The sequence below is a fragment of the Yersinia vastinensis genome (assembly GCF_044905075.1).
Taxonomy (GTDB): domain Bacteria; phylum Pseudomonadota; class Gammaproteobacteria; order Enterobacterales; family Enterobacteriaceae; genus Yersinia; species Yersinia vastinensis.
The window spans coordinates 1,710,080-1,732,334 of the sequence record NZ_CP173260.1 but is presented as its reverse complement, the minus strand read 5'-3'; the positions used below and the strand labels follow the sequence as shown (position 1 = coordinate 1,732,334).

Sequence of the window (22,255 nt, the reverse complement as noted above, 5' to 3'; positions counted from 1 at the left end):
GCCGCCTGACGGGCAGGTGATAAATATTATTTTTATAAAAACCGGCAATAGCTCACCAAAGCAGAAATAGCGCTTCCAACGATTTCTGCTTAATACATAATTATTGTTTTATTAAACCAATGACTTCTCAAATATATGCCTTACATCACGATGCTATTACCCACCGTAAGAATAAGGCATCAAAATAACTGACTTATATTGTGGGTTCAGTCACTAACCCATCAATTAATACTTGTGATGTTCCTTGTGAACACCGCTCAATACGCCCTTTCACGCCATACACTTTGGCCAAACTTTGTGGCGTAATCACCTCTTCCGGTAAACCATCGGCAATCAGTGTGCCGTTTTGCAGCATCAGTACATGGTCACCGTGGCGTAGAGCAATATTGATGTCATGAACCACAACCACGGTAATAATATTGCGTTTACGGGTTTCCTTACGCACCAGATCCATCACATGAAATTGATAGTTAAGATCTAGCGCACTGAGCGGTTCATCAAGCAATAGCAGCGATGGTTGGCGAATAAGGGATTGTGCTAACCCCACTAACTGCTTCTGACCACCAGAAAGTTGATCCAGATAGCTGAGTGCCAGATGAGCAATACCCAATTGCTCCAGCAGTGCCATCACTTCGGCTTCGCTACTGGCATTGCTGCGCCCACCAGAGGCGCGCTGGGCCACGATAATCGACTCCAGCACATGCAGATGGACTCCGGCTGGCAAGGATTGCGGCAAATACACCACTTTTTCTGCCCGCTGGGCAAACGGCATCTGCATCAGATCATTACCCTCTAGCCACAATTGGCCTTGGGCGCGATTTAAACCCGCTAATGCACGCAGTAAGGTGGACTTGCCACTGCCATTCGGTCCGAGCAATACCGTGATTTTGCCGCGCGGTAACAATGGCACGGTTAAATCTTGAATCACCGGGCGTTTCGGGTAACCCGCATTAAAGTGTTCAATACATAAGCCAGCAGTCATACATTCCCCCTATGGCGCAAAATAATACTTAGGAAGAACGGCACCCCCACCAGCGAGGTTACAATCCCAACCGGAATAATGACGCCGGGGATCAGGTTTTTCGACGCAATCGATGCCATGGACAGCACCAGTGCGCCAATCAAAGCACTGGCAGGCAGATAAAAACGGTGATCTTCGCCAAACATCATGCGGGCAATATGCGGGGCGACCAGACCGATAAAACCAATCGGCCCGACAAACGCCACGGCCAGTGCTGATAACATGCTGATACGCAGCAAAGTTCCCAAGCGCAAGCGACGAACATCGATACCAAAACTGATGGCTCGGTCTTCACCTAAACGCAATGCGGTTAGTTTCCACGAACTCATCATCGACAATGGCAGCATCAGGGCGAACACCACCAACATGATACCAAGTTTGGCCCATGATGCCCGCGCCAGACTGCCCATCGTCCAAAATACCAAGCCTTGCAGCGTATCTTCACTGGCAATGAACTGCATCATCGAGACCAGCGCATTGAAGGTAAAGACCAGTGCGATGCCGAACAGCACCACACCAGAGGTCGCGACCCGCGTCCAGCGCGTAATCCCATCGAGCATCAGTGCAGCAAACAGGGCAAAAATAAACGCATTTACAGAGATAAACCACTGATCAGGCACACCCGGAATGCCAATCCCTGACACAATCGCTAACGCCGCACCAAAGGCCGCCGCAGAGGAAACACCCAAAGTAAAGGGGCTCGCCAGCGGGTTATTCAAGATGGTCTGCATTTCCGCCCCAGCAAGCCCGAGCGATAAACCAATCACCACGGCCATCAAGGCATAAGGTAAGCGAATATCCCAAACAATCACCCGAGTTCCTGCATCGGCACTGGCCGGATCAATAAGTGTCTGCCACAACGACGACAATGTGAGGCCCGACGGCCCCATAGTGAAGTCCAGCAACAAACAACCGACAATTGCCAACACCAAAACACCCATAATGAGCAAACGGTGACGTACAATATTCTTATAACTTCCCATAACGCTGACATCAGTTTGCTGCGGTGTTTTTGCCATGGGTTCAGTGGTTATACTCATTTATGTCTGCTACCTGCTGCGGGCGTCATAGAGATGATGGGGTTATCGGCAGAACCTTTTGCAGATTCAGGATATCCAGCGCCCTTACACTTTCTTATCAATTGCCGCTAACAATAAAGCAAACGATAATACTTATCAATAAGATTACTATAACTGATTTGCTATAATTCTATGTAACTGCTTATTTTGTAAAATCATTTAATCAATGAGGCGCATTTTACCCATGATGTTATGAGGGAAATATGGCAAAATCAGTGAAATTTTTTGCGGAAGAAGATGAAGAAAACACCTATTTGGGGCATAAAAAAAGGGCGATAAGATTATCGCCCTACTCTTTATTGGTTCTTTATGTTAGTCAGAAATCAGTACCGCTTTTTTCGGTTCTTGATCATCATGACTTTCATCACGCCATTTCGGGAATTCCATCTCTTTGTATTTAATGACCTTAGTACCACGAGTCAGCTTATAGCCGAACCAAATCACCAAGAACAATGGAATACCGATATAAGTTGCAGTCACCCCATACCAGTCGATGCGATCTTGCAGGAATGCTTGATAGTTCTGACCCAAAGTAATGATCAAACACAGCACAAAAGCAAAAATCGGCCCTAACGGGAAGAAACCCGACTGATAGGGTAAGTCATTCAAATCACGGCCTTGCATCATATAACCACGACGGAAACGGTAGTGGCTGATAGCAATACCCAACCAAGCAATAAAGCCCGTCATCCCTGAGGTATTCAGCAACCACAGATAGACTGTTTGATTACCAAACATGGAACTTAAGAAGCACAACCCTGCTACAACAGTCGTCGCATATAGCGCATTGCGCGGTACGCCGCCGCTAGAAAGTTTGGCGAAAATACGCGGAGCTTTACCTTCTGACGCCAGCGTAAACAGCATACGGGTCGAAGCATACATTCCGGAGTTACCCGCCGATAATACTGCTGTCAGAATAACCGCATTCATCACTGCTGCCGCTGACAACAGACCTGCATTCTGGAAGACCAAAGTGAACGGGCTGACGCTGATGTCTTTAACATCGTTACGCAACAGACTTGGGTCGGTATAAGGAATGATCAGGCTGATAATCAGGATAGCGAAGATATAGAACAGCAAAATACGCCAGAACACCTTACGCACTGCACGGGGAATATTTTTGCCCGGATCTTTTGACTCACCTGCCGCAATCCCGATGAGTTCCGTCCCTTGGAAAGAGAACCCGACAATCATTGCCACACCAATCATTGCGGAGAATCCCCCTGCAAACGGTGCGTCACCGATAGTCCAGTTGTGCCAACCTGCGCTCTCGCCGCCTTTCATGATGCCGCTTATCATCATCACACCCACGATGATAAAGATGATAACGGTGGTTACTTTAATCAGTGAGAACCAGTATTCCGCTTCACCAAAACCTTTAACTGATATCCAGTTCAGTAAAAACATCAGGCCGAGGAATAACGCACTCCAAATCCAGCCGGGAGTCTCAGGGAACCAGTAATTCATCACTAGCTGTGCAGCAACCAAGTCAACGGCAATAGTTACCGCCCAGTTGTACCAGTAGTTCCAGCCGAGGGCGAAGCCAAATCCTTCCTCAACGTATTTTGAACCGTAAGTCGAGAATGAACCCGATACCGGCATGAACGCCGCCAATTCACCGAGGCTGGTCATCAAGAAATAGACCATCAGGCCAATCAATGCATAGGAGAGCAATGCTCCACCTGGGCCTGCCTGTGATACTGTCGCCCCTGAGGCCACAAATAGACCAGTACCAATTGAACCACCGATTGCAATCATGGCTAAATGCCGTGATTTAAGCTCCCGGCGTAAGCGCTGTGCACCCTGCTGCGCTGGGATTTTAGTATGTTGCTGAGTCATTCTTACCCTAATCCGCCCTTAAAAATGAGGCGGGATTGTAACAAATCCCACCGGCTCTGTGAGTAACAATGCGCTGATATAAGATACCTTCATGATCCCAACCCTATTATTAGCAAAAGCTCGATTGTCAGAAGAATCTCATGGCAACAGGGTATTCAAGCCACAATCCCCCTTTTAACTGGTGTAAAACACTTAAAACTCTCTCTATGATGCGGCTAATACGCTTGTACGAAAACCCGCCAATTCACGTCTCTTCTTGGCAATAACTGAGGAAACGTTGCAAGGCGTTGGAGATATGTTTTTGCCGATGATGAATCAGGTATAGCGTGCGAAAAAGTGGCGGCAAAGGAATGTTAAGCACGACCAGTTCCCCACTGGCGAGTTGATCGGCAATGACCCGACGTGACAAACAGCTGATCCCCATGCCGTAACGCACCGCCCGTTTAATGGCCTCTGAGTTACCCAGCTCCATGACGAGTTTAAAATGGGGTAATTTCGCCAGTAGTAAATGGTCAAGCACTTCACGTGTACCTGATCCCCGCTCACGTAGGATCCACGCTGCATTGGCTAACTCATCCAAAGTCAGCATCCTGTGGCATAACGGATTGTCCGGTGCTGCAAACACCACCAATTCATCTCGCTGCCAAGCCTGTGTCAATAATTCAGGCATATGGCACGGCCCTTCAATCAGACCAAGATCACCGCGAAAATCAGCAACCGCTTCAATCACATCCTGAGTGTTGCCGATATTCAGCTCCAGCGGCGTGCCGGGGAAATCACGTCGGTATTTGGCAATCATGCCCGGTAACATATAATTGCCAATAGTGCTACTGGCAGCAATACGTAAGGCACCTAAATCCTGTAGGAAAAGTTGTTCTATTTCAATGGATTGATCAAGAAGCGCACGCGCTTTGGGGTAAAGCAGCCGCCCATGTTCATTGGTCACTAAACGCTTACCGACCCTATCGAAAAGTTGCACTCCTAATTGCCCTTCCAAATCCGCCAACGCTGCGCTGACTGCCGATTGTGAAAGCGCGAGCACAACCGATGCTTGGGTTGTGGAGCCGCTTTTTAGCACCTCAGTAAAGACTTCAAGTTGACGTAAGGTTATGTGCATAACGGTCTCTGTCGTAAAAAATGGAGGACGCTATTATCACTCTGTTCATCAGTGACTATGGAGTTGACGAACAGATTATATAGTCTCAATTACCGTATAAGACTAACACCTTTGAGTAAAATCGGGAGGTTATCAGGGATGAAATTAAACAGTAAAAATACTAGTCATCGTCATCTGAGTGAAAGAAGATACGATAAATAATCCCAAAAATCACACTAATAACCACGTTAAAAATCAACCACATAATTAAAAGATAACTAAATACATACGAGAGTGGAATACCGCGCTCAGTCTTAAACGGATTAAAATGTGGTAGCAACGCAATATGGAAAGGGTTCAAGTTATATAATTTGAAAAAATAAGCGACTATATAAGGTGGAATCAATAAATAAATAAGTGGTGCAATGACTAATATCACCCAAAGCGACTTTTCTGGTTTTCCTTTTTTCATACTAAAACCTTATATCGCCTATTTAATGTTACCACTGTAGCATAATTACCCGTTTTCCCCGCAAGTCTCATCCACCACCTGCAGGTTATTCCGATGCTTTAGTCCCATTAATACCAGTATTAGTTCATTGCGCTGTGAGCTTTATCGTCATATTCTTTCTTTGATGTGGTAACTCATTGTATATATTAGGTATAAACATTATTAATTAACATGGAAATGAGTATTCCTCTTGAATTTATCACATCTTCATTCTGTGGATATATTTAATTTATTGAGGTGTTTCTCATGAATAATCCTATTAAATACTTACTGCTTTCATTAATTATTCCGCTGTCTGCAAATGCTTGTATAGAAGATGGAGGAGAGCCGAGTGAATGTGCTATTGCCTGCACACTTCCATCCGGAGATATAGATGAGGGTTGTTATTTCGGTGACTCGCCCCCGTATACCTATGACCAGCCCGTCCCTGAGGTGAGTGAGGCGACAGGACAATAACGCCAACACTAAGCGGACATATTGGGTCCTGGCCTGCATCATCAATAGCATCACCCGTTTTTCTTATCGTTTTCAAATAGACTTACCACTTATATAGATTGATTATAAAGATATAATGAATTTATCTATTATATCGTGAGCAGGTAAACTGTGCGCAATCTTTACGGGACACAGGAGATAACATGGCGACTTCTCAAACTAAAGGACTCTCCCAACCACAGCAGTTTGCCCTAACCCGCTATATACCGGGCTTGGTGTTGACCGGTGTGATTACAGGGGCAGCACTTAAAGTGGGTGATATGCCGTGGTTTATCAACATGGGGCTGGGGGCACTGACTCTGGCTATTTTATTCGGCATCGTGGTGGGTAACACGCTGTATCCATGGGCACAACCGGTCTGTGCTGATGGGGTGCTGCTCGCCAAACAGCATTTGCTGCGGCTGGGGATCATTTTGTACGGTTTCCGGCTGACTTTTCAGCAAGTTGCTGATGTCGGAGCTACTGGCATGATTATCGACCTTTTAACCTTAAGCTCGACTTTCGTGCTGGCGTGCTGGTTGGGTAAACGCCTATTTGGTCTGGACCAGCAAACCGTCATGCTGATTGGTGCTGGTAGCAGTATTTGTGGTGCGGCGGCCATTATGGCCACTGAGCCAGTACTGAAAGCCGATGCCAGTAAAGTGGCGGTTGCTGTCGCGACAGTGGTCATTTTCGGGACGCTGGCTATTTTTATCTACCCGTGGCTGTATCAGTTGAACCTGCATTATCAATGGTTGCCATTGACTCAGGAAACCTTTGGTATTTTTGCTGGTTCGACTATTCATGAAGTAGCACAGGTGGTAGCGGCAGGTCACGCGATGGGGCCTGATGCTGAAAATGCGGCGGTTATCACCAAAATGATCCGCGTGATGATGCTGGCTCCGTTTTTGCTGTTGCTTTCAGCTTATTTAGGCCGTAATGGCACGAAGGCCCCCGGAGAAAAACGTGAGAAAAGTGCCATCACCATTCCGTGGTTTGCGGTGATATTTATTCTGATGGCCGGTTTCAACTCACTTAACTTGTTGCCAGCGGCATGGGTCAACCACCTGATTGTACTGGATACCATCTTGCTGGCGATGGCGATGGCGGCGCTGGGATTAACCACTCATATCGGCTCCATACGTCAGGCGGGGATCAAACCACTGTTGCTGGCTTTCATGCTATTTGCTTGGTTGCTGATCGGCGGTACTGGCATCAACTTGCTGGTTCAGCATCTCGCGGCATAGCGCATTGATTCAAGGGCTGCATTGGCAGCCCTTTTCTTTCTCCGCAGTTTATCCCATTCAATCATGCCGCTATCAATGCCATAATGACCGGGTTATCAAAGGAGAATGGAATGAAATTTGTCGGTGCACATGTTAGCGCAGCAGGGGGGGTCGATCAGGCTGTGATTCGGGCGCACGAACTTGAGGCCACTGCCTTTGCCCTGTTTACCAAAAATCAGCGTCAATGGCGCGCCGCGCCGCTCGCAGATGATGTTATTGAGAAATTCAAGCAGGCTTGCGAACAGTACGGTTATACCTCAGCCCAGATCCTGCCTCATGACAGTTATCTGATTAACCTTGGTCACCCGGTGACCGAAGCACTGGAAAAATCCCGTGACGCTTTTATCGATGAAATGGCACGTTGCCAGCAACTGGGGTTGTCATTACTGAACTTCCACCCTGGTAGCCACTTGCTACAAATTGATGAAGACAAATGTCTGGCCCGCATCGCTGAATCTATCAATATTGCGCTGGACGCAACTGAAGGGGTAACGGCCGTCATTGAGAACACCGCGGGTCAGGGCAGTAATCTCGGTTTTAAGTTTGAGCATCTGGCCGCCATCATTGCCGGTGTAGAAGATAAAAGCCGCGTTGGCGTTTGTATTGACACCTGCCATGCTTTTGCTGCCGGTTATGATTTACGGACCGAAGCCGATTGTCAGCATACTTTTGCTGAACTGGGCGATATCGTCGGTTTCCAATATCTACGTGGCATGCATCTTAATGATGCCAAAAGTGAATTTAACAGCCGTGTTGACCGCCACCACAGCTTAGGTGAAGGCAATATTGGTAAAACAGTGTTCAGCTATATTATGCGCGACTCGCGTTTTGACAATATTCCGCTGATTCTGGAAACCGTGAATCCAGATATCTGGGCAGAAGAGATAGCTTGGCTGAAATCACAAGCTGAAGCTTAACCGTATCATCTTGAGTCAGCATAAAAAAACCGGCACTTGAGGCCGGTTTTTATTGGGTAATACAACTTGAGCACGTGATTAAGCGATTTTCGCAACCGCAGCATCAGGGCGTTTTAGCAGCGCATACAGGCCACCGGCCAATACTGTACCGGCGATAATGGCCACCAGATACAGTAGGACTGGGTGAATTGCGCCCGGGATCAGCAGCACGAACAGACCACCGTGTGGTGCCATCAGTTGTGCACCGAATGCCATAGACAGAGCACCCGTCAGTGCGCCACCGGCGATACAGCACGGCAAGACACGCATTGGATCACGAGCCGCGAATGGAATCGCCCCTTCAGAGATAAAGCACAGGCCCAGTACCAGCGCCGCTTTGCCCCCTTCTTGCTCGCCTTTGTCGAACTTATTACGCGCCAGCAGTGTTGCCAGCCCCATCGCCAACGGTGGAACCATCCCCGCCGCCATGATGGCCGCCATCGGTGCATAAACTGACGAACTCAGCAGTGCCACACCAAAAGCATAAGCAGCTTTGTTCACCGGCCCGCCCATATCGGTACACATCATTGCGCCCAAAATGGCCCCCAGCAGTACCGCATTCGCAGTACCCATAGATTGCAGCCAGTTAGTCAGGCCTGTCATGATTTTTGCCACCGGCGTACCGACTACATAAATCATCACCAAACCAACAATCAAGCTAGCGACCAGCGGGATAATCAGTATCGGCTTAAGCGCTTCCATACTTTGCGGCAAGTGCAGCTTGGTGCTGATAGCTTTTGCTACATAACCGGCAAGGAAACCGGCAATAATGCCCCCAAGGAAGCCCGCCCCAGTGCTAACAGCGAGCATACCGCCAATTAAACCTGGAGTTAGACCCGGACGGTCAGCAATGGAGAAGGCGATGAAACCTGCCAATACCGGCACCATCAAGGCAAAGGCTGAACCGCCACCGATTTGCATCAAGGCCGCAGCTAAAGTGCCTTTCACTTCAAACGCTTTGATACCAAACACGAATGACAGTGCAATACACAAGCCACCAGCAACCACCATCGGCAACATATAAGACACACCCGTCAGCAAGTGGCGATACGGGCCGCCAGTCTCTGCTTTCTTCACCCCAGTGCTACTGCCGGTTTTTGGCTGATAGACTTCAGCTTCTACCAAGGATTTATCCAGCTCTTGCGCGGTCTTCTTCAGTGCCAGACCTGTAGTAGTACGATACATCGGTTTACCGGCGAACTTATCCAGATCCACTTCGATATCCGCGGCCACAATCACTAAATCTGCGGCTGCCACTTCTTCCGGAGTGATAGCATTGCCCGCACCAACGGAACCGCGTGTTTCAACTTTCACCCACCAGCCACGTTTTTTTGCTTCACTTTCAATGGCTTCTGCCGCCATAAAAGTATGCGCCACGCCGGTTGGGCAGGCGGTAATCGCCACAATCCGTTTAGGGCCAGTTGTCACTGAGGCCGCAGGTGCTGCTGTTGCAGTCGCCTGATAAGGTTTTGCCTGCGCAATCGCGTGCGCCAGAAAACCTTCCGGGTCACGAACCGCTTTTTCCACATCACCGAGATACACTTTTTTGCCGTTCAGCGCAGCGTCAGCTGGGATTGATTGCCCTGCGACAATCACCAACTCGGCATCAGCGGCTTTGTCTACCCAGCTCAGTCCTGCTTTTGCCGCCGCAGCACCCAACATCAGTGTCGCAAGGTGGCCTCTGGCCTGCCCGAGCGAACTGTCTATTATTAGTAGCGTTTTCATTTCGCCTCCGGAGATCAATTAAAGGGTTTCAGGTCAACTTTCGCCATCATGGCTGCCAACTGCGGGCGATCCGTAATACCCACATTGCTCTGACTGACAGCCAAAGCGGCGACAGCGGTTGCCAAACGCAGCGTATGTTCGCTGGATTCGCGCATCAGCAACCCATAGATCAAGCCCCCCACCATGGAGTCGCCGGCACCCACGGTGCTGACCACTTCACAAGCAGGCGGTTTTGCTAACCATGCCCCAGAGGCATTGACCCAGAGTGCCCCTTCCGCGCCAAGAGAAATCACCACATGGGCAATTCCCTGATCACGCAGTGCGTGCGCGGCATCCACCACATCACCCAATTCAGGTAATGGGCGACCGGCCCAGATTTCCAGCTCACGGCGATTGGGTTTTACCAACCACGGTGATGCTTTCAGCCCCGCAACCAGCGCTTCACGGCTGCTGTCGAAAATAATGCATGGACAATGGGAACGTAACCGCGTCATCCAATCAGTAAATGCATCAGGATCAACGCCCGCAGGCAGACTGCCACTAACGGCAACCATGTCGAATTGCCCCAACCAGCTCAATGAGTCGGTTACAAAGCGATCCCAATCCGGCTTAGTGACTTCAAAACCAGAGAAGTTAAAGTCAGTCACTTCGCCATCTTTTTCAGTCAGTTTGACGTTTATGCGAGTGCGGCCCGGCACCACTTGAAAACGGTTGGCAATACCCAGCTCGCTAAACAACAGTTGGAAGCCATCTTGGTTATCTTTACCGAGGAAACCGCCGACCGTGACATCAATACCAAGGTCTTTCAGTACTTTGGCGACATTGATGCCTTTACCCGCGGCATGCAGACCGGCCGTTTTCACCAAATTCACTTCGCCACGTTCAATTTCCGGGCAAAAACCGACCAGATCGTAAGCCGGGTTTAGTGTGATAGTTGCAACTCTTCTGCTCATGCTGCCCCCTCACCTAAACCGGCGGCGATAGCTTCACCAATCGCATCCAGTGCTGCTTGTGCGTCTTCACCGCTCGCGGTAAAGCGCAGGCGATTCCCTTTTTTAACCCCTAAAGCCACAACTTTCATCAGACTACGTCCATTAGCGGGTTTACCGGTGCCGTCCAAATTGGTCACGGTGATTTCACTGGTAAACTGTTTGATTGTATTGACTAAAATCGTCCCTGGGCGCGCATGTAATCCATGGTCATTACGGATAACAAACTCAGCGCTCAATACTTCGTTTTGCTCGACATACTCACTGGTCAGCAATGCCAACAGTGCTGCCGCATCAGCGTTCAGCAACGCGTCAGCTTTTTTCGCCAGTAACAGGTCGCTTAAATAATTCAACACGGAGAGAGGTTGGTCATCGGCAACGGACAATGTCAGCAGCAACGCTACTTTTTCTCCGTTATGCTCAAATGCAGTCGCTGGGCGACTGACAGTAGCGGCACTGACCAAATTGCCTTCAGTACTGTCACTCAACCAGATACCCTGCCCTAGGTTCAGCGGTTCACGGGTAATGACATCACTGACAAAGCGAGCATCGACTGCCCCGATTTGCTGTAAACGACCCGCATTCAGCGCTTGCAGTGTGATCAAGTTGTCTGCGGCAACGTCAAGCGCGATAAGTGAGGTATCAAAATGGAATTCAGCTGCTTTTTGCTCACCCATCAGCAAACTGCGCAGCTCTTCAGCTGAAGTAGTTTTTGCTAACTGCGCAGCGACGGCATCATCACTTAATACATGTGTTAACTGGCGCAATAATGCCAAATGCTCATCAGAACGCGCGGCAATCCCGATAACAATATAAGCCGTTTGATCTTCGCCCCACGCAATGCCCTGCGGGAATTGGAAAACTTGTACGCCGGTGTTCAGTACCAGATCACGGGTATCAGTAGTACCATGTGGAATGGCAATGCCATTACCCAGATAGGTCGAAGTTTGTTGCTCACGGGCTAACATACCATCGACATACCCGGCGGCAACACACCCGGCTTGAGTCAGCGCGGCGGCCACTTGGGTGATCGCTTCGTTTTTGCTGTCTGCTTGTGCAGCCAGATGGATATCTTTAGTTGATAACTGGAACATTATGTCTCCTCTCTTGCTGAAATTGAATCGTTTCAGCTTCAATGAGAAAAAGGAGCGTTACCCTTTATCATCTGGTGACGAGATAACGCTGAAACGTTTCAAGGAGTGTGTTTCCGACTAAGAATATATGCAAGTTTTCTGCTTTTATTCTTGATGATTTTTTGACATTCCGCACATTTTCATGGTGAATGAGTTTGTATCAGCAGCAAAATAGCATCCATGGCTGATAGTTGCTGACGCACATTATAAAGGAGTTAATACGATGTCTGTAGTGGTCGGTGTGGGCGTCATTATCGTCAATCAACAAGGCGAAGTCTTACTGGGCAAACGCTGTGGTCAGCACGCGCCTTATTGGTCTATTCCCGGTGGACACATGGAGGCTGGAGAGTCTTTTGAGCAAGCCGCTCAACGAGAAATCCTCGAGGAAACTGGCTTATATATCAATGAAATGCATGTCGTGGCATTGTGTAATAATCTTGCAACCTGGCGTGCAGAAGGTAAACACACCGTTTCTGTCTGTTTGCAGGCGCAGCACCCCGGTGGACAGCCAGAGCTGAAAGAACCTGATAAATGTCAGCAATGGATATGGTGTGACCCGCGAGAATTGCCCGAGCCACATTTTGAAGCCAGCCGCCATGCTATTAATTTATGGTTAAATCAGCAGTTTTACGCCATCTTTGACTAAGAAACAGCGCTGTATCATTCGACAACAGTTGAGGATTACCCTCAACTGTCTTTAAGGCGCGGTATCCGTTTCCAGTTGAATCAAATACACCAGAGCTTGGTCGCGAGTATCAAAACACATCTCGCGTAACGCTTGCAGACTGGCACAGACCGCCGGACGGGAAGGCGAATGGAAAATACCGCAACGCATGGCATCATCCAAATGCAGGCAACGAGTGTTGGCTGGTTTGCCTAAAGGCATACCAGGGATCGGGCTGGAAATCGAAGGAGCAATACAGCAGGCACCGCAATCTGAGCGACAGTCCATCAGCAGGCTCCTGTAGGCTGGTGGAATAACAGCGGACAATAGCAACCGCCCTCATCAACTACCAGCACTATCCTTGATTAATGGCTGAATAGCTGACGCCGTCCACAGCTTTTGTCTTTTCATTGTGCACGTTATGTCTGTTTTTAACTGGAACGACCTGAAAATCTATAAGTTTCGAACTGCAAGTAGGTGGTAATGATATGAACTCAAGGCGTTGAGATAGCTCAATGAATTAAGTGAATGATGGCAGTCAACCGCCTGTGTCTCAGATAGTTTTGTACGATATTTAATCAGCATTAATTCTAATGACCAGACTAATCACTAACCAAATGAACCCCGTAAGCATATTCATCTGTTTACAGCGTCAGCGTCACCCCGTACCATTAGGCTAGTACAAAAGAACAATTAACCTATTATCAATATCCAACGTTATTGACGTTGCAACAGGGCCATCAGCCCCTGCAACATCAAGCACGAAAGAAATGCGGAGTGACAGATGTCAACAGACCTAGCCCAATCCCTATCACGACCTTCCGTTCTGGGGGGAGCCATGATCGTTGCTGGCACCGCTGTGGGCGCTGGGATGTTCTCAATCCCAATCGTGACAGCCGGTGTATGGTTTAGCGGCTCAGTGGCACTGCTGATTTATACTTGGGCCTGCATGCTGATTTCGGGTTTGATGATTTTGGAAGCCAACTTAAATTACCCAACAGGTGCCAGTTTCCACACCATGGTGCAAGACCTGCTTGGTAAGGTTTGGAGCTCAATCAATGGGCTATCGATCACCTTTGTTCTCTATATTCTGACCTACGCCTATATCTCTGCTGGTGGTTCAATCATTACCCATACATTGCAAAATACCGTGGGGATTGGTCAGACCGGTGCGGGCTTTATTTTTGCTTTACTGGTGGCGTTTATTGTTTGGTTATCCACTCGAGCAGTGGATCGCTTAAGTACGATATTAATCGGTGGGATGGTCATCACATTTGTCATGTCCATCGGTGATATGTTTAGCCATGTAGAAAGTGCGGTTCTATTCAACCAAACTGACAGTAATGCCAGCTATTTACCTTATGCCTTGGCAGCGCTACCCTATTTGCTGACATCGTTTGGTTATCACGGTAACGTGCCGGGGCTGGTAAAGTATTACCACAAGGACGGCAAAGCTGTCGTGCAGAGCTTGCTGTATGGTACCTTGATTGCCTTAGTCATTTATATCCTGTGGCAGTACGCCATTCAGGGCAATATTGCCCGGGATGCATTCAAACAAGTGATTGCTGATGGCGGTAATATTGGTAGTTTGCTGAAACAGATGGATACGGTCTCGGCCAGCCAGATCACCAGCCAACTCCTCAACGCCTTCTCTTATATGGCATTGGCCAGCTCATTCCTCGGTGTGTCTCTGGGGTTATTCGATTATATTGCCGACTTCTTTAAGTTTGCCGATGATCGTCGTGGGCGCACTAAATCTGCATTAATCACGTTTGTACCGCCGACCGTCGGTGCTCTGCTGTTCCCGAATGGCTTTCTTTATGCGATTGGCTTTGCCGGGTTAGCGGCCACCATTTGGGCCGTCATTGTTCCTGCGTTGATGGCACGCGCCAGCCGTAAACGCTTCCCACAGGCCGGTTATCAAGCTCCGGGTGGCCGTCTTATGATTGGCTTTATTATCTTATTTGGTCTGATCAATGCGGTGGCTCATATTGCGGCATTATTCGGCCTGTTGCCGGTGTTTGCATAAGGCCAGTTTGATACCGAAAATCTCACTCTTTTTTGCGCTATCTGCTTGCCTGAAACACACGGCACGAGTAACTTGTCGCAACTTATCTTCAATTCTGATTGGCGGTTAATAAATGGCAAGAGCGAACGAAATAAAACGGGGTATGGCGGTCAACCTCAACGGCAAATTATTGCTGGTGAAAGATATTGATGTGCAAAGCCCAAGTGCCCGTGGCGCAAGTACACTGTATAAAATGCGTTTTTCTGACGTACGTACAGGTTTGAAAGTTGAAGAGCGTTTTAAAGGTGATGAAATCCTCGATACCATCACGCTAACCCGCCGCTCAGTGAATTTCTCATACATCGATGGCGACGAATACGTCTTTATGGATGATGAAGATTTCACGCCTTACAACTTCAAAAAAGAACAAATTGAAGAAGAGTTGCTGTTTATTCCTGAAGGCGGTATGCCGGGGATGCAAGTTTTGACAATGGACGGTCAGTTGCTGGCATTGGAATTGCCACAAACGGTTGATATGGAAATTGTTGATACCGCACCGAGCATCAAAGGCGCATCAGCCAGTGCCCGTAACAAACCGGCGGTGATGAGTACCGGCCTATCCATTCAGGTGCCAGAATATATCAGCCCTGGTGAGAAGATCCGTATTCATATTGCAGAACGTCGCTATATGGGACGCGCCGAATAATATCCCCATCATCTTTCACGTTACAGGTGTGTTGACTGCTCTTACTCACCCGAATCACTTACTCATGTAAGCTCATCGGGATGAGTTCGTTTGCCGCCTTCCTGTATCGCGAAATCTATTGGGTATACCTACAATAAAGGGCCGATTTCTCGGCCCTTTTGCTTTTTCATCCTAAAACACCGCTGTAACATGAAAGATGACGGGTATGGATACTATTTTAGCTCAGGGAAAAACGCCCGCTTCAGCGCCAACTCCACGCCACGAACCTCTGCCAACCCTTTCAGGCGGCCAATGGCGGAATAGCCCGGATTGGTTTTCTTTTGCAAATCATCCAGCATCTGATGACCATGGTCTGGTCGCATCGGGATCGGACGCATATCACCCGCCGCCTGACGACGTTGTTCTTCGGTCAAAATAGCTTTAACGACGGAGTACATGTCGACATCACCCTGCAAATGACCGCCTTCATGGAAGGTTTTTGGATTCCCTTCACGACAGGTTGAACGCAGATGCGTGAAGTGAATGCGATCACCGAAAGTTTCGATCATCTTCACTAAATCATTGTCAGCACGTACGCCATAAGAACCGGTACACATGGTAAAACCATTGTGAATGCTATCGACGGTCTCTTTCAGCCACTGCATATCTTCAATCGTTGAAACGATACGCGGTAGGCCCAGAATTGGACGCGGTGGATCATCCGGGTGTACCGCCATACGCAAACCGACCTGTTCAGCAACCGGAATTATCTCGCGCAGGAAATAGGCCATATTTTCACGCAACTGCGCTTTATCAATACCATCATATTCAGCCAGACGGGCACGGAATTGATCCAGCGTGTAACCCTCTTCAGCGCCCGGTAAACCGGCAATAATATTACCCGTTAGCTTGGCAATATCCGCTTCAGTCATGGCTTTGAAATAATCTGCCGCCTGCGCACGCTCTTCAGCCGTGTAATCATTCTCTGCACCAGGGCGCTTGAGGATGTGCAATTCGAAAGTGGCAAACGCGATTTGGTCAAAACGTAATGCTTTGGAACCATCCGGTAATTGATATTCCAGATCAGTACGTGTCCAGTCCAGTATTGGCATAAAGTTGTAGCACACGGTATCAATACCGCAGGCAGCCAAATTGCGCAGCGTTTGCTTGTAATTATCGATATGTTGCTGATAGTTACCGCTGTGCGTTTTAATCTCTTCATGAATCGGCACGCTTTCCACGACCGACCAGACCAAACCTTTCGCCGCCAATTCAGCCTGACGCTTTTCGATTTCACTCACCGGCCAAACTTCGCCATTCGGGATATGGTGTAACGCGGTCACTACCCCAGTTGCGCCAGCCTGACGGATATCATCTAAGGACACCGGATCATTCGGGCCATACCAACGCCATGTTTGTTCCATTTATTTTTTTACCTTCTATGTAAACTATTCAGGTGTGCTAAAAATGCTGTTATACAGATTTCCAAGAGGTATCACTCAGCTTTATCCTTACTCTTTCAGGGCTAAGTGTCAAAAAGCAAAACCTCATTGGTTGATCCACTTCACGAATATTATCAATATTGGACTTACCAATTTTATTTTCTGTCATATGGCTTTACACTGCAAGCCGATATTCATGGCAACGAGCAAAAGAAAATGATCACGATGGTGTGGCTTTTTTCCTACAGATGGCTCACCAAAACTGGTCTAACAACTTTTTATTTGCCACCTTTTACGTCAGCCCCTTGCAGCTACTGTGGGGTGAATGATTTTGGAGCCACGTATGAACACCATAGCTAACAGCCCCCTCCCCTCAACCGTACAGTTGCCGACTTATGATAGGACTGCGCTAAAAAGTCGCATTGTTCACATTGGTTTTGGCGCATTTCATCGTGCCCATCAGGCACTCCTCACTGACCGGGTATTGAATAAACAAGGTGGAGACTGGGGTATCTGCGAAGTCAGCTTATTGGGTGGCGACGTATTGATTCAAAATTTGCGTCAGCAAGACCATCTTTTCTCTGTCTTGGAAAAAGGGGCGCAAAGTAATCAAGCAATTATTGTCGGTTCTGTCTGTGAGTCACTACATGCCCGGCTAGATGGCATCATGCAAGTATTAGAGAAATTGGCCGAACCGCAAGTGGCGATTGTCTCGCTGACCATCACAGAGAAAGGTTATTGCATCGAACCTGGCACCGGCCAATTGGACCTGCAAAATGAGTTTGTCCGTGCTGATCTGGCAATACCTGATGCCCCAACTTCTGCACCGGGTGTATTGGTTGAAGCCCTTCGGTTACGTCGTCTGCGCGGCCTGCCACCCTTTACCGTGCTTTCCTGCGATAATATCCCAGAAAATGGTCATATCGTGAAAAATGCAGTTCTGGGTTTAGCCACTGCCCGTGATCCTGAGCTGGCTAATTGGATTAGCCAGAATGTGACCTTCCCTAACACCATGGTCGACCGCATTGTGCCTGCAGCCACTTCCGAAACCTTGCAAGAGATTGCCGACGAATTAGGTGTCGTTGACCCATGCGGTATTGCCTGTGAGCCATTTATTCAATGGGTTGTTGAAGACAAATTTGTCGCTGGCCGCCCTGACTGGCAAATTGCTGGGGCCCAGTTGGTGGATGACGTATTGCCTTTTGAAGAAATGAAACTGCGCATGTTAAACGGCAGCCATTCCTACCTCGCTTATCTGGGTTATCTGGCCGGTTACCCGCATATTAATGATTGTATGGCTGATGATAATTACCGTATTACTGCCCGCCGCTTGATGATAGATGAACAAGCGCCAACCCTGCGCGTCACCGGTGTTGACCTTAATGCCTACGCCGATCAACTCATCGAACGTTACAGCAATCCGTCACTGAAACACCGCACATGGCAGATTGCCATGGACGGCAGCCAAAAATTACCGCAGCGGATGCTGGATTCCGTGCGCTGGCACTTACAGCATGGCGGCAACTACCGCTGTTTGGCATTAGGTATTGCAGGTTGGATGCGTTATGTCAGTGGTGTCGATGATAATGGCCAGGTTATTGATATCCGTGACCCAATGGTTGACAGCTTTAAGAAATGTGTGGCCAACAGCGAAGATGGCGTGGCCAGAGTACAGAGTTTACTGTCACTGAAAGCCTTGTTTGGTGAATCCTTGCCACAGCAGCACGCTTTCGTCCAAGCGGTAACCGAAGCCTATCTCAGCCTGCAACAATTTGGCGCGAAAGAGAGTGTGAAACGTTTGGCAGAACAGGCTTAATTTCATTGTTGCGTAATGGCTGGATGAGCATTCTTCGTCATTCAGCCAATACATTTATCAAAGACGTTCTATTCTTCAAGCTGATAAGGTGCCGACTCAAACAAATAGCCATCGAAGTCAGGATGGTCAGCATCAGAAAGTTCCAGTAATTTCATTTTAACATTTTCCAAATGCTGCCACATGGCTTGCTTGGCGGCTTTACTATCACGTCGTAACACGGCTTGCAGGATTTTTTGATGATCTTCCAACCATTGCCAACGATAGCTGAAATCAACAGTATGACCGTGAGCACCGAGCCACATTGCGCTGGTTTTTCGTGCCTGCCAAGCTTCTGCAACCATATTGGCCAACACGCTATTTTGTGTCGATTGCGCCAGCAGACAGTGGAACAGTTCATCCGCGCTTTCATCCACAGCCCCGGCTTCTAATGCCCGTTTTTCCTGCTCGATGGCCTCACGCATTTTGATAATATCGGCCTTAGTGGCCTGCATAGCAGCGAAAGCAGCCACTTCACTTTCCAGCAATTGGCGGGCTTGTAGCAGTTCAAATGGGCCATAACCGCTGTCAGTTGAAACAGCTGACTCTCCATTTACAAGCATATCGGGTACATTGACCACGTAAACACCGGAGCCTTTGCGCACTTCCACCAATTTTTCCAGTTCCAGCATAATCAGTGCTTCTCGCACCACACTGCGACTGACACTGAAATTTTCAGCAATGTCTCGCTCTGGCGGTAAACGGTCACCGACATGATACTGACCACTGACAATCGCTGCACGTAACTGACTGCCCACTTCCTGATATAACCGCATAACCTTAAGTTCCTATATCAAGCATTGGCGTTGATAATACCAAATTGGCCTGACCAAAGGGGTGTCTGATTGGCACTAAGTATACCATGTGGTCACACAATTTCATTGTGGTCATATAGTGTCTTGACGCCAAAATATGCAACGAGCTAACACGGCTTATCATTATGATAAACCGTGTTTATAGATATTCTTTTCTACAGCGATGTGTATTTACAGAAATTAATAATGCGGTCTGAAATATTAAAGATAAGTGACGGTTAAAATTCCCAGATTACGTTGTGGATTCAGCCATTCCAGATGAGAAGAAGCTAAATTCCCTGGCAATCGGGATGTCAGAGGCATATTACGTGAGAGTGTTTGTCGCTGAGTCAGTGTTTCACCATTACGATAACAGCGGGTTGTTATCGTTTGGCCCACGAATGCAGTATCACATGGACTGTCTACAATGGCTCCAGAAAATGTAATTGTTCCTGAAGCAGACAGGTTTGATTGCGCACTACTTGCAGTAAAAGATATTGTCCATGAAAACATTATCGCTAAGATAATTAGTACTCGATAATTGTTCATAATCACCTCGACTCTCATATCTGTCATTTTAAAGATAGAGGATTTCAGCGCGAGTAATGGTAACGGTAGAGCATTTTTTATTGCTCTACTCTTTCCATAACTCAATAAAATCCCCGGAATAAGCTCATTATATTTCTTCTCCGAGGGCCGCCATTAGGCGCGGTTCTGAAATTTCCTAGGAAATACTCTTAATTTGGACTTTTTTCGTTCAATAATTAGCCTGCTTGTTGTTATATCCTCTTCTAATAACAACGGCTAAAATGGGATTAACTTAATAGCTAATTAAAAAAAAATTTTCATCGCGGAGATCCATATGACAAGAACCAACTTGATTACCGGCTTTTTGGGATGTGGAAAAACCACTACAATTAGACATTTATTGGCACAAAAACCAGAGAACGAAAAATGGGCGGTTCTGGTCAATGAATTTGGCGAAATAGGTATTGATGGTGCTCTATTAGCAGACAGTGGCGCGGTATTAAAAGAAATACCCGGTGGGTGCATGTGCTGCGTAAATGGCTTGCCCATGCAAGTTGGCTTGAATATGTTGCTACAACAGGCAAAACCCGATCGTTTACTTATCGAGCCAACTGGATTGGGTCACCCAAAACAAATCCTATCCCTTTTGACTTCAGATATTTATCAGCCATGGATTGATCTGCGAGCCACGGTAACCTTACTTGATGCGCGCCAGCTAAGTGATGATCGTTATACCAGCAATGAGAATTTCCGTGACCAACTGGCGGCGGCTGATATCCTTGTGGCAAATAAACAAGATACTTACAGCGCCACAGATTACAACGCACTACAACAATGGCATGAGCAACAATCACCATCACGCCCTCTCTATTATGCTGAACAGGGTGAAATTGATGTTGCCCTACTCGATATATCCCATAGTAATAATAATGAATTGCCCGATGGGGCACATCATCACAGTTCAACACGTCAAAAAGGGCTGGCAGCATTAAGTTTAAAAGGAACTGAGCCTTGGCGTCGGGCGCTGAATAAGGGTCAAGGTTATCTGAGTTGTGGCTGGGTATTTAATGCCGATACCGTATTTGATACAGTTCCCTTATTGGAATGGGTACGATTGAACCCAGTGGAGCGAGTAAAAGGCGTGATGCGTATTGCCGAGGGAACCTTGGTAATTAATCGCCAAGGTAATGACTTGCAAATAGAAACGCGCCAAATTCCCCCGTTGGATAGCCGAATCGAACTCATTAGTGCAAATGAAGCTGATTGGAATGCACTACAGCATCAATTACTGAATATTAGGTTAACTAAAGGGGTATAATATGCCCCGATTTTTGTTCGTTACACAATTTATGTATAGGCCATCGCATGACCCGTCGTAATTTACCGACAATACTACTGCTCAACTTGCTTGGAATTGCTCTATTTTTTTCCTGGTATATCCCAGTAAACCACGGTTTCTGGTTCAAAATAGATTCTGCAATATTCTTCTATTTTAACCAACACTTGCTGTCCAGCCCCCCATTTTTACACTTGGTGGCTATCACCAACAATCGAGGTTTTGACGCTATTTCCCTGATGTGCATGGGCCTGCTGTACTTGTACTTCTATATTAAGGAACCCCCCACAGGTCGCCGTCGGTTAATCGTCACAGGGGTGGTGATGTTGTTAACTGCGGTTATCCTCAACCAGCTAGGTCATCTGCTACCGGTTTCTCATCCTAGCCCGACACTGACTTTTGAGAATATCAATCGCGTCAGTGAATTGACGGGCATTCCGACCAAAGATGCCTCTAGCGACAGTTTTCCTGGTGACCACGGCATGATGCTGATGATATTTGCCTGCTTTATGTTGCGCTATTTTTCTCGTGGTGCATTTGCCATCGCTCTGTTGATTGTGGTCATTTTTTCAATGCCGCGAGTCATGATTGGTGCGCATTGGTTTACCGATATTGCTGTTGGTTCTCTTGCCGTTGTTCTGGTTGGGGCAAGCTGGGTTTTGCTCACACCACTCAGTGACAAAATAATTGATGTCATTAACCGAAATTTACCCGGTTCAAAAGACCATTAATCCATCATCGCCTTAATGTTAGGGCAAAAAAGCTTATTTTTTGCCCTAATCGCTATTCGCTTATCCCCCTCATTGTTATTACCAAATGGTTACAAATTCAGCTATC

21 protein-coding genes are annotated in these 22,255 nt (G+C 47.6%); 9 read left to right on the top strand and 12 right to left on the bottom strand.

Going from position 1 to position 22,255, the window contains the following annotated elements:
• Positions 1 to 193: 193 nt before the first annotated feature.
• The 5 genes from ACIOG0_RS08070 to ACIOG0_RS08050 form a co-directional block, all read right to left on the bottom strand.
• A complete protein-coding gene (locus ACIOG0_RS08070) occupies positions 194 to 982 on the bottom strand; it encodes an ABC transporter ATP-binding protein (protein WP_050139760.1) in 789 nt (262 codons plus the stop codon).
• Positions 979 to 2,061 carry an iron ABC transporter permease gene (locus ACIOG0_RS08065; protein WP_050139761.1) on the bottom strand — a complete coding sequence of 361 codons (1,083 nt, stop codon included), beginning with the start codon at positions 2,059 to 2,061 and terminating at the stop codon, positions 979 to 981. The genes ACIOG0_RS08070 and ACIOG0_RS08065 overlap by 4 nt, the downstream gene beginning before the upstream one ends.
• Positions 2,062 to 2,412: 351 nt before the next feature.
• A complete protein-coding gene (locus tag ACIOG0_RS08060; protein ID WP_050097059.1) occupies positions 2,413 to 3,939 on the bottom strand; it encodes an amino acid permease in 1,527 nt (508 codons plus the stop codon).
• Positions 3,940 to 4,183: 244 nt separating this feature from the next.
• Entirely contained in the window at positions 4,184 to 5,056 is an 873-nt protein-coding gene (gene yieE, locus ACIOG0_RS08055; protein WP_050097058.1) for a DNA-binding transcriptional regulator YeiE, read from the bottom strand.
• Positions 5,057 to 5,216: 160 nt separating this feature from the next.
• Entirely contained in the window at positions 5,217 to 5,507 is a 291-nt protein-coding gene (locus ACIOG0_RS08050) for a hypothetical protein (protein WP_050097057.1), read from the bottom strand.
• Between the two features lie 285 nt (positions 5,508 to 5,792).
• On the opposite strand from ACIOG0_RS08050, the gene ACIOG0_RS08045 reads away from it, so the two are divergent.
• The 3 genes from ACIOG0_RS08045 to nfo all read left to right on the top strand — a co-directional run bounded on the left by ACIOG0_RS08045 (position 5,793) and on the right by nfo (position 8,223).
• Positions 5,793 to 6,002, top strand: coding sequence for a hypothetical protein (locus ACIOG0_RS08045; RefSeq protein WP_128450884.1), 210 nt, complete (start codon positions 5,793 to 5,795; stop codon positions 6,000 to 6,002).
• A gap of 182 nt (positions 6,003 to 6,184) precedes the next feature.
• Positions 6,185 to 7,267 (top strand): YeiH family protein, encoded by a 1,083-nt coding sequence (locus tag ACIOG0_RS08040; RefSeq protein WP_050097056.1) that lies wholly within the window; start codon positions 6,185 to 6,187, stop codon positions 7,265 to 7,267.
• A gap of 110 nt (positions 7,268 to 7,377) precedes the next feature.
• Entirely contained in the window at positions 7,378 to 8,223 is an 846-nt protein-coding gene (gene nfo, locus ACIOG0_RS08035) for a deoxyribonuclease IV (RefSeq protein WP_050097055.1), read from the top strand.
• Positions 8,224 to 8,301: 78 nt separating this feature from the next.
• Here nfo and fruA read toward each other — a convergent pair whose 3' ends face one another.
• Genes fruA through fruB form a run of 3 tightly spaced genes read right to left on the bottom strand, consistent with a single transcriptional unit; the run spans position 8,302 to position 12,070 of the window.
• Positions 8,302 to 9,987, bottom strand: a complete 1,686-nt coding sequence (gene fruA, locus ACIOG0_RS08030) for a PTS fructose transporter subunit IIBC (RefSeq protein ID WP_128450887.1) — start codon at positions 9,985 to 9,987, stop codon at positions 8,302 to 8,304.
• A gap of 14 nt (positions 9,988 to 10,001) precedes the next feature.
• A complete protein-coding gene (gene fruK, locus ACIOG0_RS08025; RefSeq protein ID WP_050097053.1) occupies positions 10,002 to 10,940 on the bottom strand; it encodes a 1-phosphofructokinase in 939 nt (312 codons plus the stop codon).
• A complete protein-coding gene (gene fruB / locus ACIOG0_RS08020) occupies positions 10,937 to 12,070 on the bottom strand; it encodes a fused PTS fructose transporter subunit IIA/HPr protein (protein WP_050295311.1) in 1,134 nt (377 codons plus the stop codon). Before fruB ends, fruK begins: the two co-directional genes overlap by 4 nt.
• Positions 12,071 to 12,332: 262 nt before the next feature.
• Between fruB and ACIOG0_RS08015 the strand changes: the two genes are divergently transcribed.
• A complete protein-coding gene (locus ACIOG0_RS08015) occupies positions 12,333 to 12,755 on the top strand; it encodes an NUDIX hydrolase (protein ID WP_128450888.1) in 423 nt (140 codons plus the stop codon).
• A gap of 51 nt (positions 12,756 to 12,806) precedes the next feature.
• On the opposite strand, the gene ACIOG0_RS08010 is transcribed toward ACIOG0_RS08015, so the two are convergent.
• On the bottom strand, positions 12,807 to 13,061 hold the full coding sequence (locus ACIOG0_RS08010) for a YkgJ family cysteine cluster protein (RefSeq protein ID WP_050097050.1): 255 nt from the start codon (positions 13,059 to 13,061) through the stop codon (positions 12,807 to 12,809).
• A gap of 496 nt (positions 13,062 to 13,557) precedes the next feature.
• Between ACIOG0_RS08010 and mtr the strand changes: the two genes are divergently transcribed.
• Together mtr and yeiP are read left to right on the top strand one after the other, a co-directional pair.
• Positions 13,558 to 14,802: a tryptophan permease gene (gene mtr / locus ACIOG0_RS08005; RefSeq protein WP_050097049.1), complete on the top strand. Its 1,245-nt coding sequence runs from the start codon at positions 13,558 to 13,560 to the stop codon at positions 14,800 to 14,802.
• A 112-nt stretch (positions 14,803 to 14,914) separates the two neighbouring features.
• Positions 14,915 to 15,487: an elongation factor P-like protein YeiP gene (gene yeiP / locus ACIOG0_RS08000; RefSeq protein ID WP_005193072.1), complete on the top strand. Its 573-nt coding sequence runs from the start codon at positions 14,915 to 14,917 to the stop codon at positions 15,485 to 15,487.
• Between the two features lie 212 nt (positions 15,488 to 15,699).
• Here the strand turns inward: yeiP and uxuA are convergent, their stop codons facing one another.
• Entirely contained in the window at positions 15,700 to 16,890 is a 1,191-nt protein-coding gene (gene uxuA / locus ACIOG0_RS07995) for a mannonate dehydratase (protein ID WP_128450890.1), read from the bottom strand.
• A gap of 361 nt (positions 16,891 to 17,251) precedes the next feature.
• Here uxuA and ACIOG0_RS07990 point away from each other — a divergent pair, with 361 nt between their 5' ends.
• Positions 17,252 to 18,724: a mannitol dehydrogenase family protein gene (locus tag ACIOG0_RS07990; protein WP_050139804.1), complete on the top strand. Its 1,473-nt coding sequence runs from the start codon at positions 17,252 to 17,254 to the stop codon at positions 18,722 to 18,724.
• 68 nt (positions 18,725 to 18,792) lie between these two features.
• On the opposite strand, the gene ACIOG0_RS07985 is transcribed toward ACIOG0_RS07990, so the two are convergent.
• Complete coding sequence (locus tag ACIOG0_RS07985; RefSeq protein WP_050295310.1) at positions 18,793 to 19,536, bottom strand: GntR family transcriptional regulator; 744 nt, start codon at positions 19,534 to 19,536, stop codon at positions 18,793 to 18,795.
• A gap of 240 nt (positions 19,537 to 19,776) precedes the next feature.
• Positions 19,777 to 20,103, bottom strand: coding sequence for a type 1 fimbrial protein (locus tag ACIOG0_RS07980; RefSeq protein WP_128450965.1), 327 nt, complete (start codon positions 20,101 to 20,103; stop codon positions 19,777 to 19,779).
• A gap of 313 nt (positions 20,104 to 20,416) precedes the next feature.
• Between ACIOG0_RS07980 and ACIOG0_RS07975 the strand changes: the two genes are divergently transcribed.
• Positions 20,417 to 21,400, top strand: a complete 984-nt coding sequence (locus tag ACIOG0_RS07975; protein WP_050097044.1) for a GTP-binding protein — start codon at positions 20,417 to 20,419, stop codon at positions 21,398 to 21,400.
• A gap of 47 nt (positions 21,401 to 21,447) precedes the next feature.
• On the top strand, positions 21,448 to 22,149 hold the full coding sequence (locus ACIOG0_RS07970; protein WP_050097043.1) for a phosphatase PAP2 family protein: 702 nt from the start codon (positions 21,448 to 21,450) through the stop codon (positions 22,147 to 22,149).
• Positions 22,150 to 22,255 lie beyond the last annotated feature (106 nt).

Bases quoted from the DNA above. Each gene is read 5' to 3' on its own strand.
- ACIOG0_RS08070 (WP_050139760.1), bottom strand. From the start codon at position 982: ATGACTGCTGGCTTATGTATTGAACACTTTAATGCGGGTTACCCGAAA.
- ACIOG0_RS08065 (WP_050139761.1), bottom strand. From the start codon at position 2,061: ATGAGTATAACCACTGAACCCATGGCAAAAACACCGCAGCAAACTGAT.
- ACIOG0_RS08060 (WP_050097059.1), bottom strand. From the start codon at position 3,939: ATGACTCAGCAACATACTAAAATCCCAGCGCAGCAGGGTGCACAGCGC.
- yieE (WP_050097058.1), bottom strand. From the start codon at position 5,056: ATGCACATAACCTTACGTCAACTTGAAGTCTTTACTGAGGTGCTAAAA.
- ACIOG0_RS08050 (WP_050097057.1), bottom strand. From the start codon at position 5,507: ATGAAAAAAGGAAAACCAGAAAAGTCGCTTTGGGTGATATTAGTCATT.
- ACIOG0_RS08045 (WP_128450884.1), top strand. From the start codon at position 5,793: ATGAATAATCCTATTAAATACTTACTGCTTTCATTAATTATTCCGCTG.
- ACIOG0_RS08040 (WP_050097056.1), top strand. From the start codon at position 6,185: ATGGCGACTTCTCAAACTAAAGGACTCTCCCAACCACAGCAGTTTGCC.
- nfo (WP_050097055.1), top strand. From the start codon at position 7,378: ATGAAATTTGTCGGTGCACATGTTAGCGCAGCAGGGGGGGTCGATCAG.
- fruA (WP_128450887.1), bottom strand. From the start codon at position 9,987: ATGAAAACGCTACTAATAATAGACAGTTCGCTCGGGCAGGCCAGAGGC.
- fruK (WP_050097053.1), bottom strand. From the start codon at position 10,940: ATGAGCAGAAGAGTTGCAACTATCACACTAAACCCGGCTTACGATCTG.
- fruB (WP_050295311.1), bottom strand. From the start codon at position 12,070: ATGTTCCAGTTATCAACTAAAGATATCCATCTGGCTGCACAAGCAGAC.
- ACIOG0_RS08015 (WP_128450888.1), top strand. From the start codon at position 12,333: ATGTCTGTAGTGGTCGGTGTGGGCGTCATTATCGTCAATCAACAAGGC.
- ACIOG0_RS08010 (WP_050097050.1), bottom strand. From the start codon at position 13,061: ATGGACTGTCGCTCAGATTGCGGTGCCTGCTGTATTGCTCCTTCGATT.
- mtr (WP_050097049.1), top strand. From the start codon at position 13,558: ATGTCAACAGACCTAGCCCAATCCCTATCACGACCTTCCGTTCTGGGG.
- yeiP (WP_005193072.1), top strand. From the start codon at position 14,915: ATGGCAAGAGCGAACGAAATAAAACGGGGTATGGCGGTCAACCTCAAC.
- uxuA (WP_128450890.1), bottom strand. From the start codon at position 16,890: ATGGAACAAACATGGCGTTGGTATGGCCCGAATGATCCGGTGTCCTTA.
- ACIOG0_RS07990 (WP_050139804.1), top strand. From the start codon at position 17,252: ATGAACACCATAGCTAACAGCCCCCTCCCCTCAACCGTACAGTTGCCG.
- ACIOG0_RS07985 (WP_050295310.1), bottom strand. From the start codon at position 19,536: ATGCGGTTATATCAGGAAGTGGGCAGTCAGTTACGTGCAGCGATTGTC.
- ACIOG0_RS07980 (WP_128450965.1), bottom strand. From the start codon at position 20,103: ATGAACAATTATCGAGTACTAATTATCTTAGCGATAATGTTTTCATGG.
- ACIOG0_RS07975 (WP_050097044.1), top strand. From the start codon at position 20,417: ATGACAAGAACCAACTTGATTACCGGCTTTTTGGGATGTGGAAAAACC.
- ACIOG0_RS07970 (WP_050097043.1), top strand. From the start codon at position 21,448: ATGACCCGTCGTAATTTACCGACAATACTACTGCTCAACTTGCTTGGA.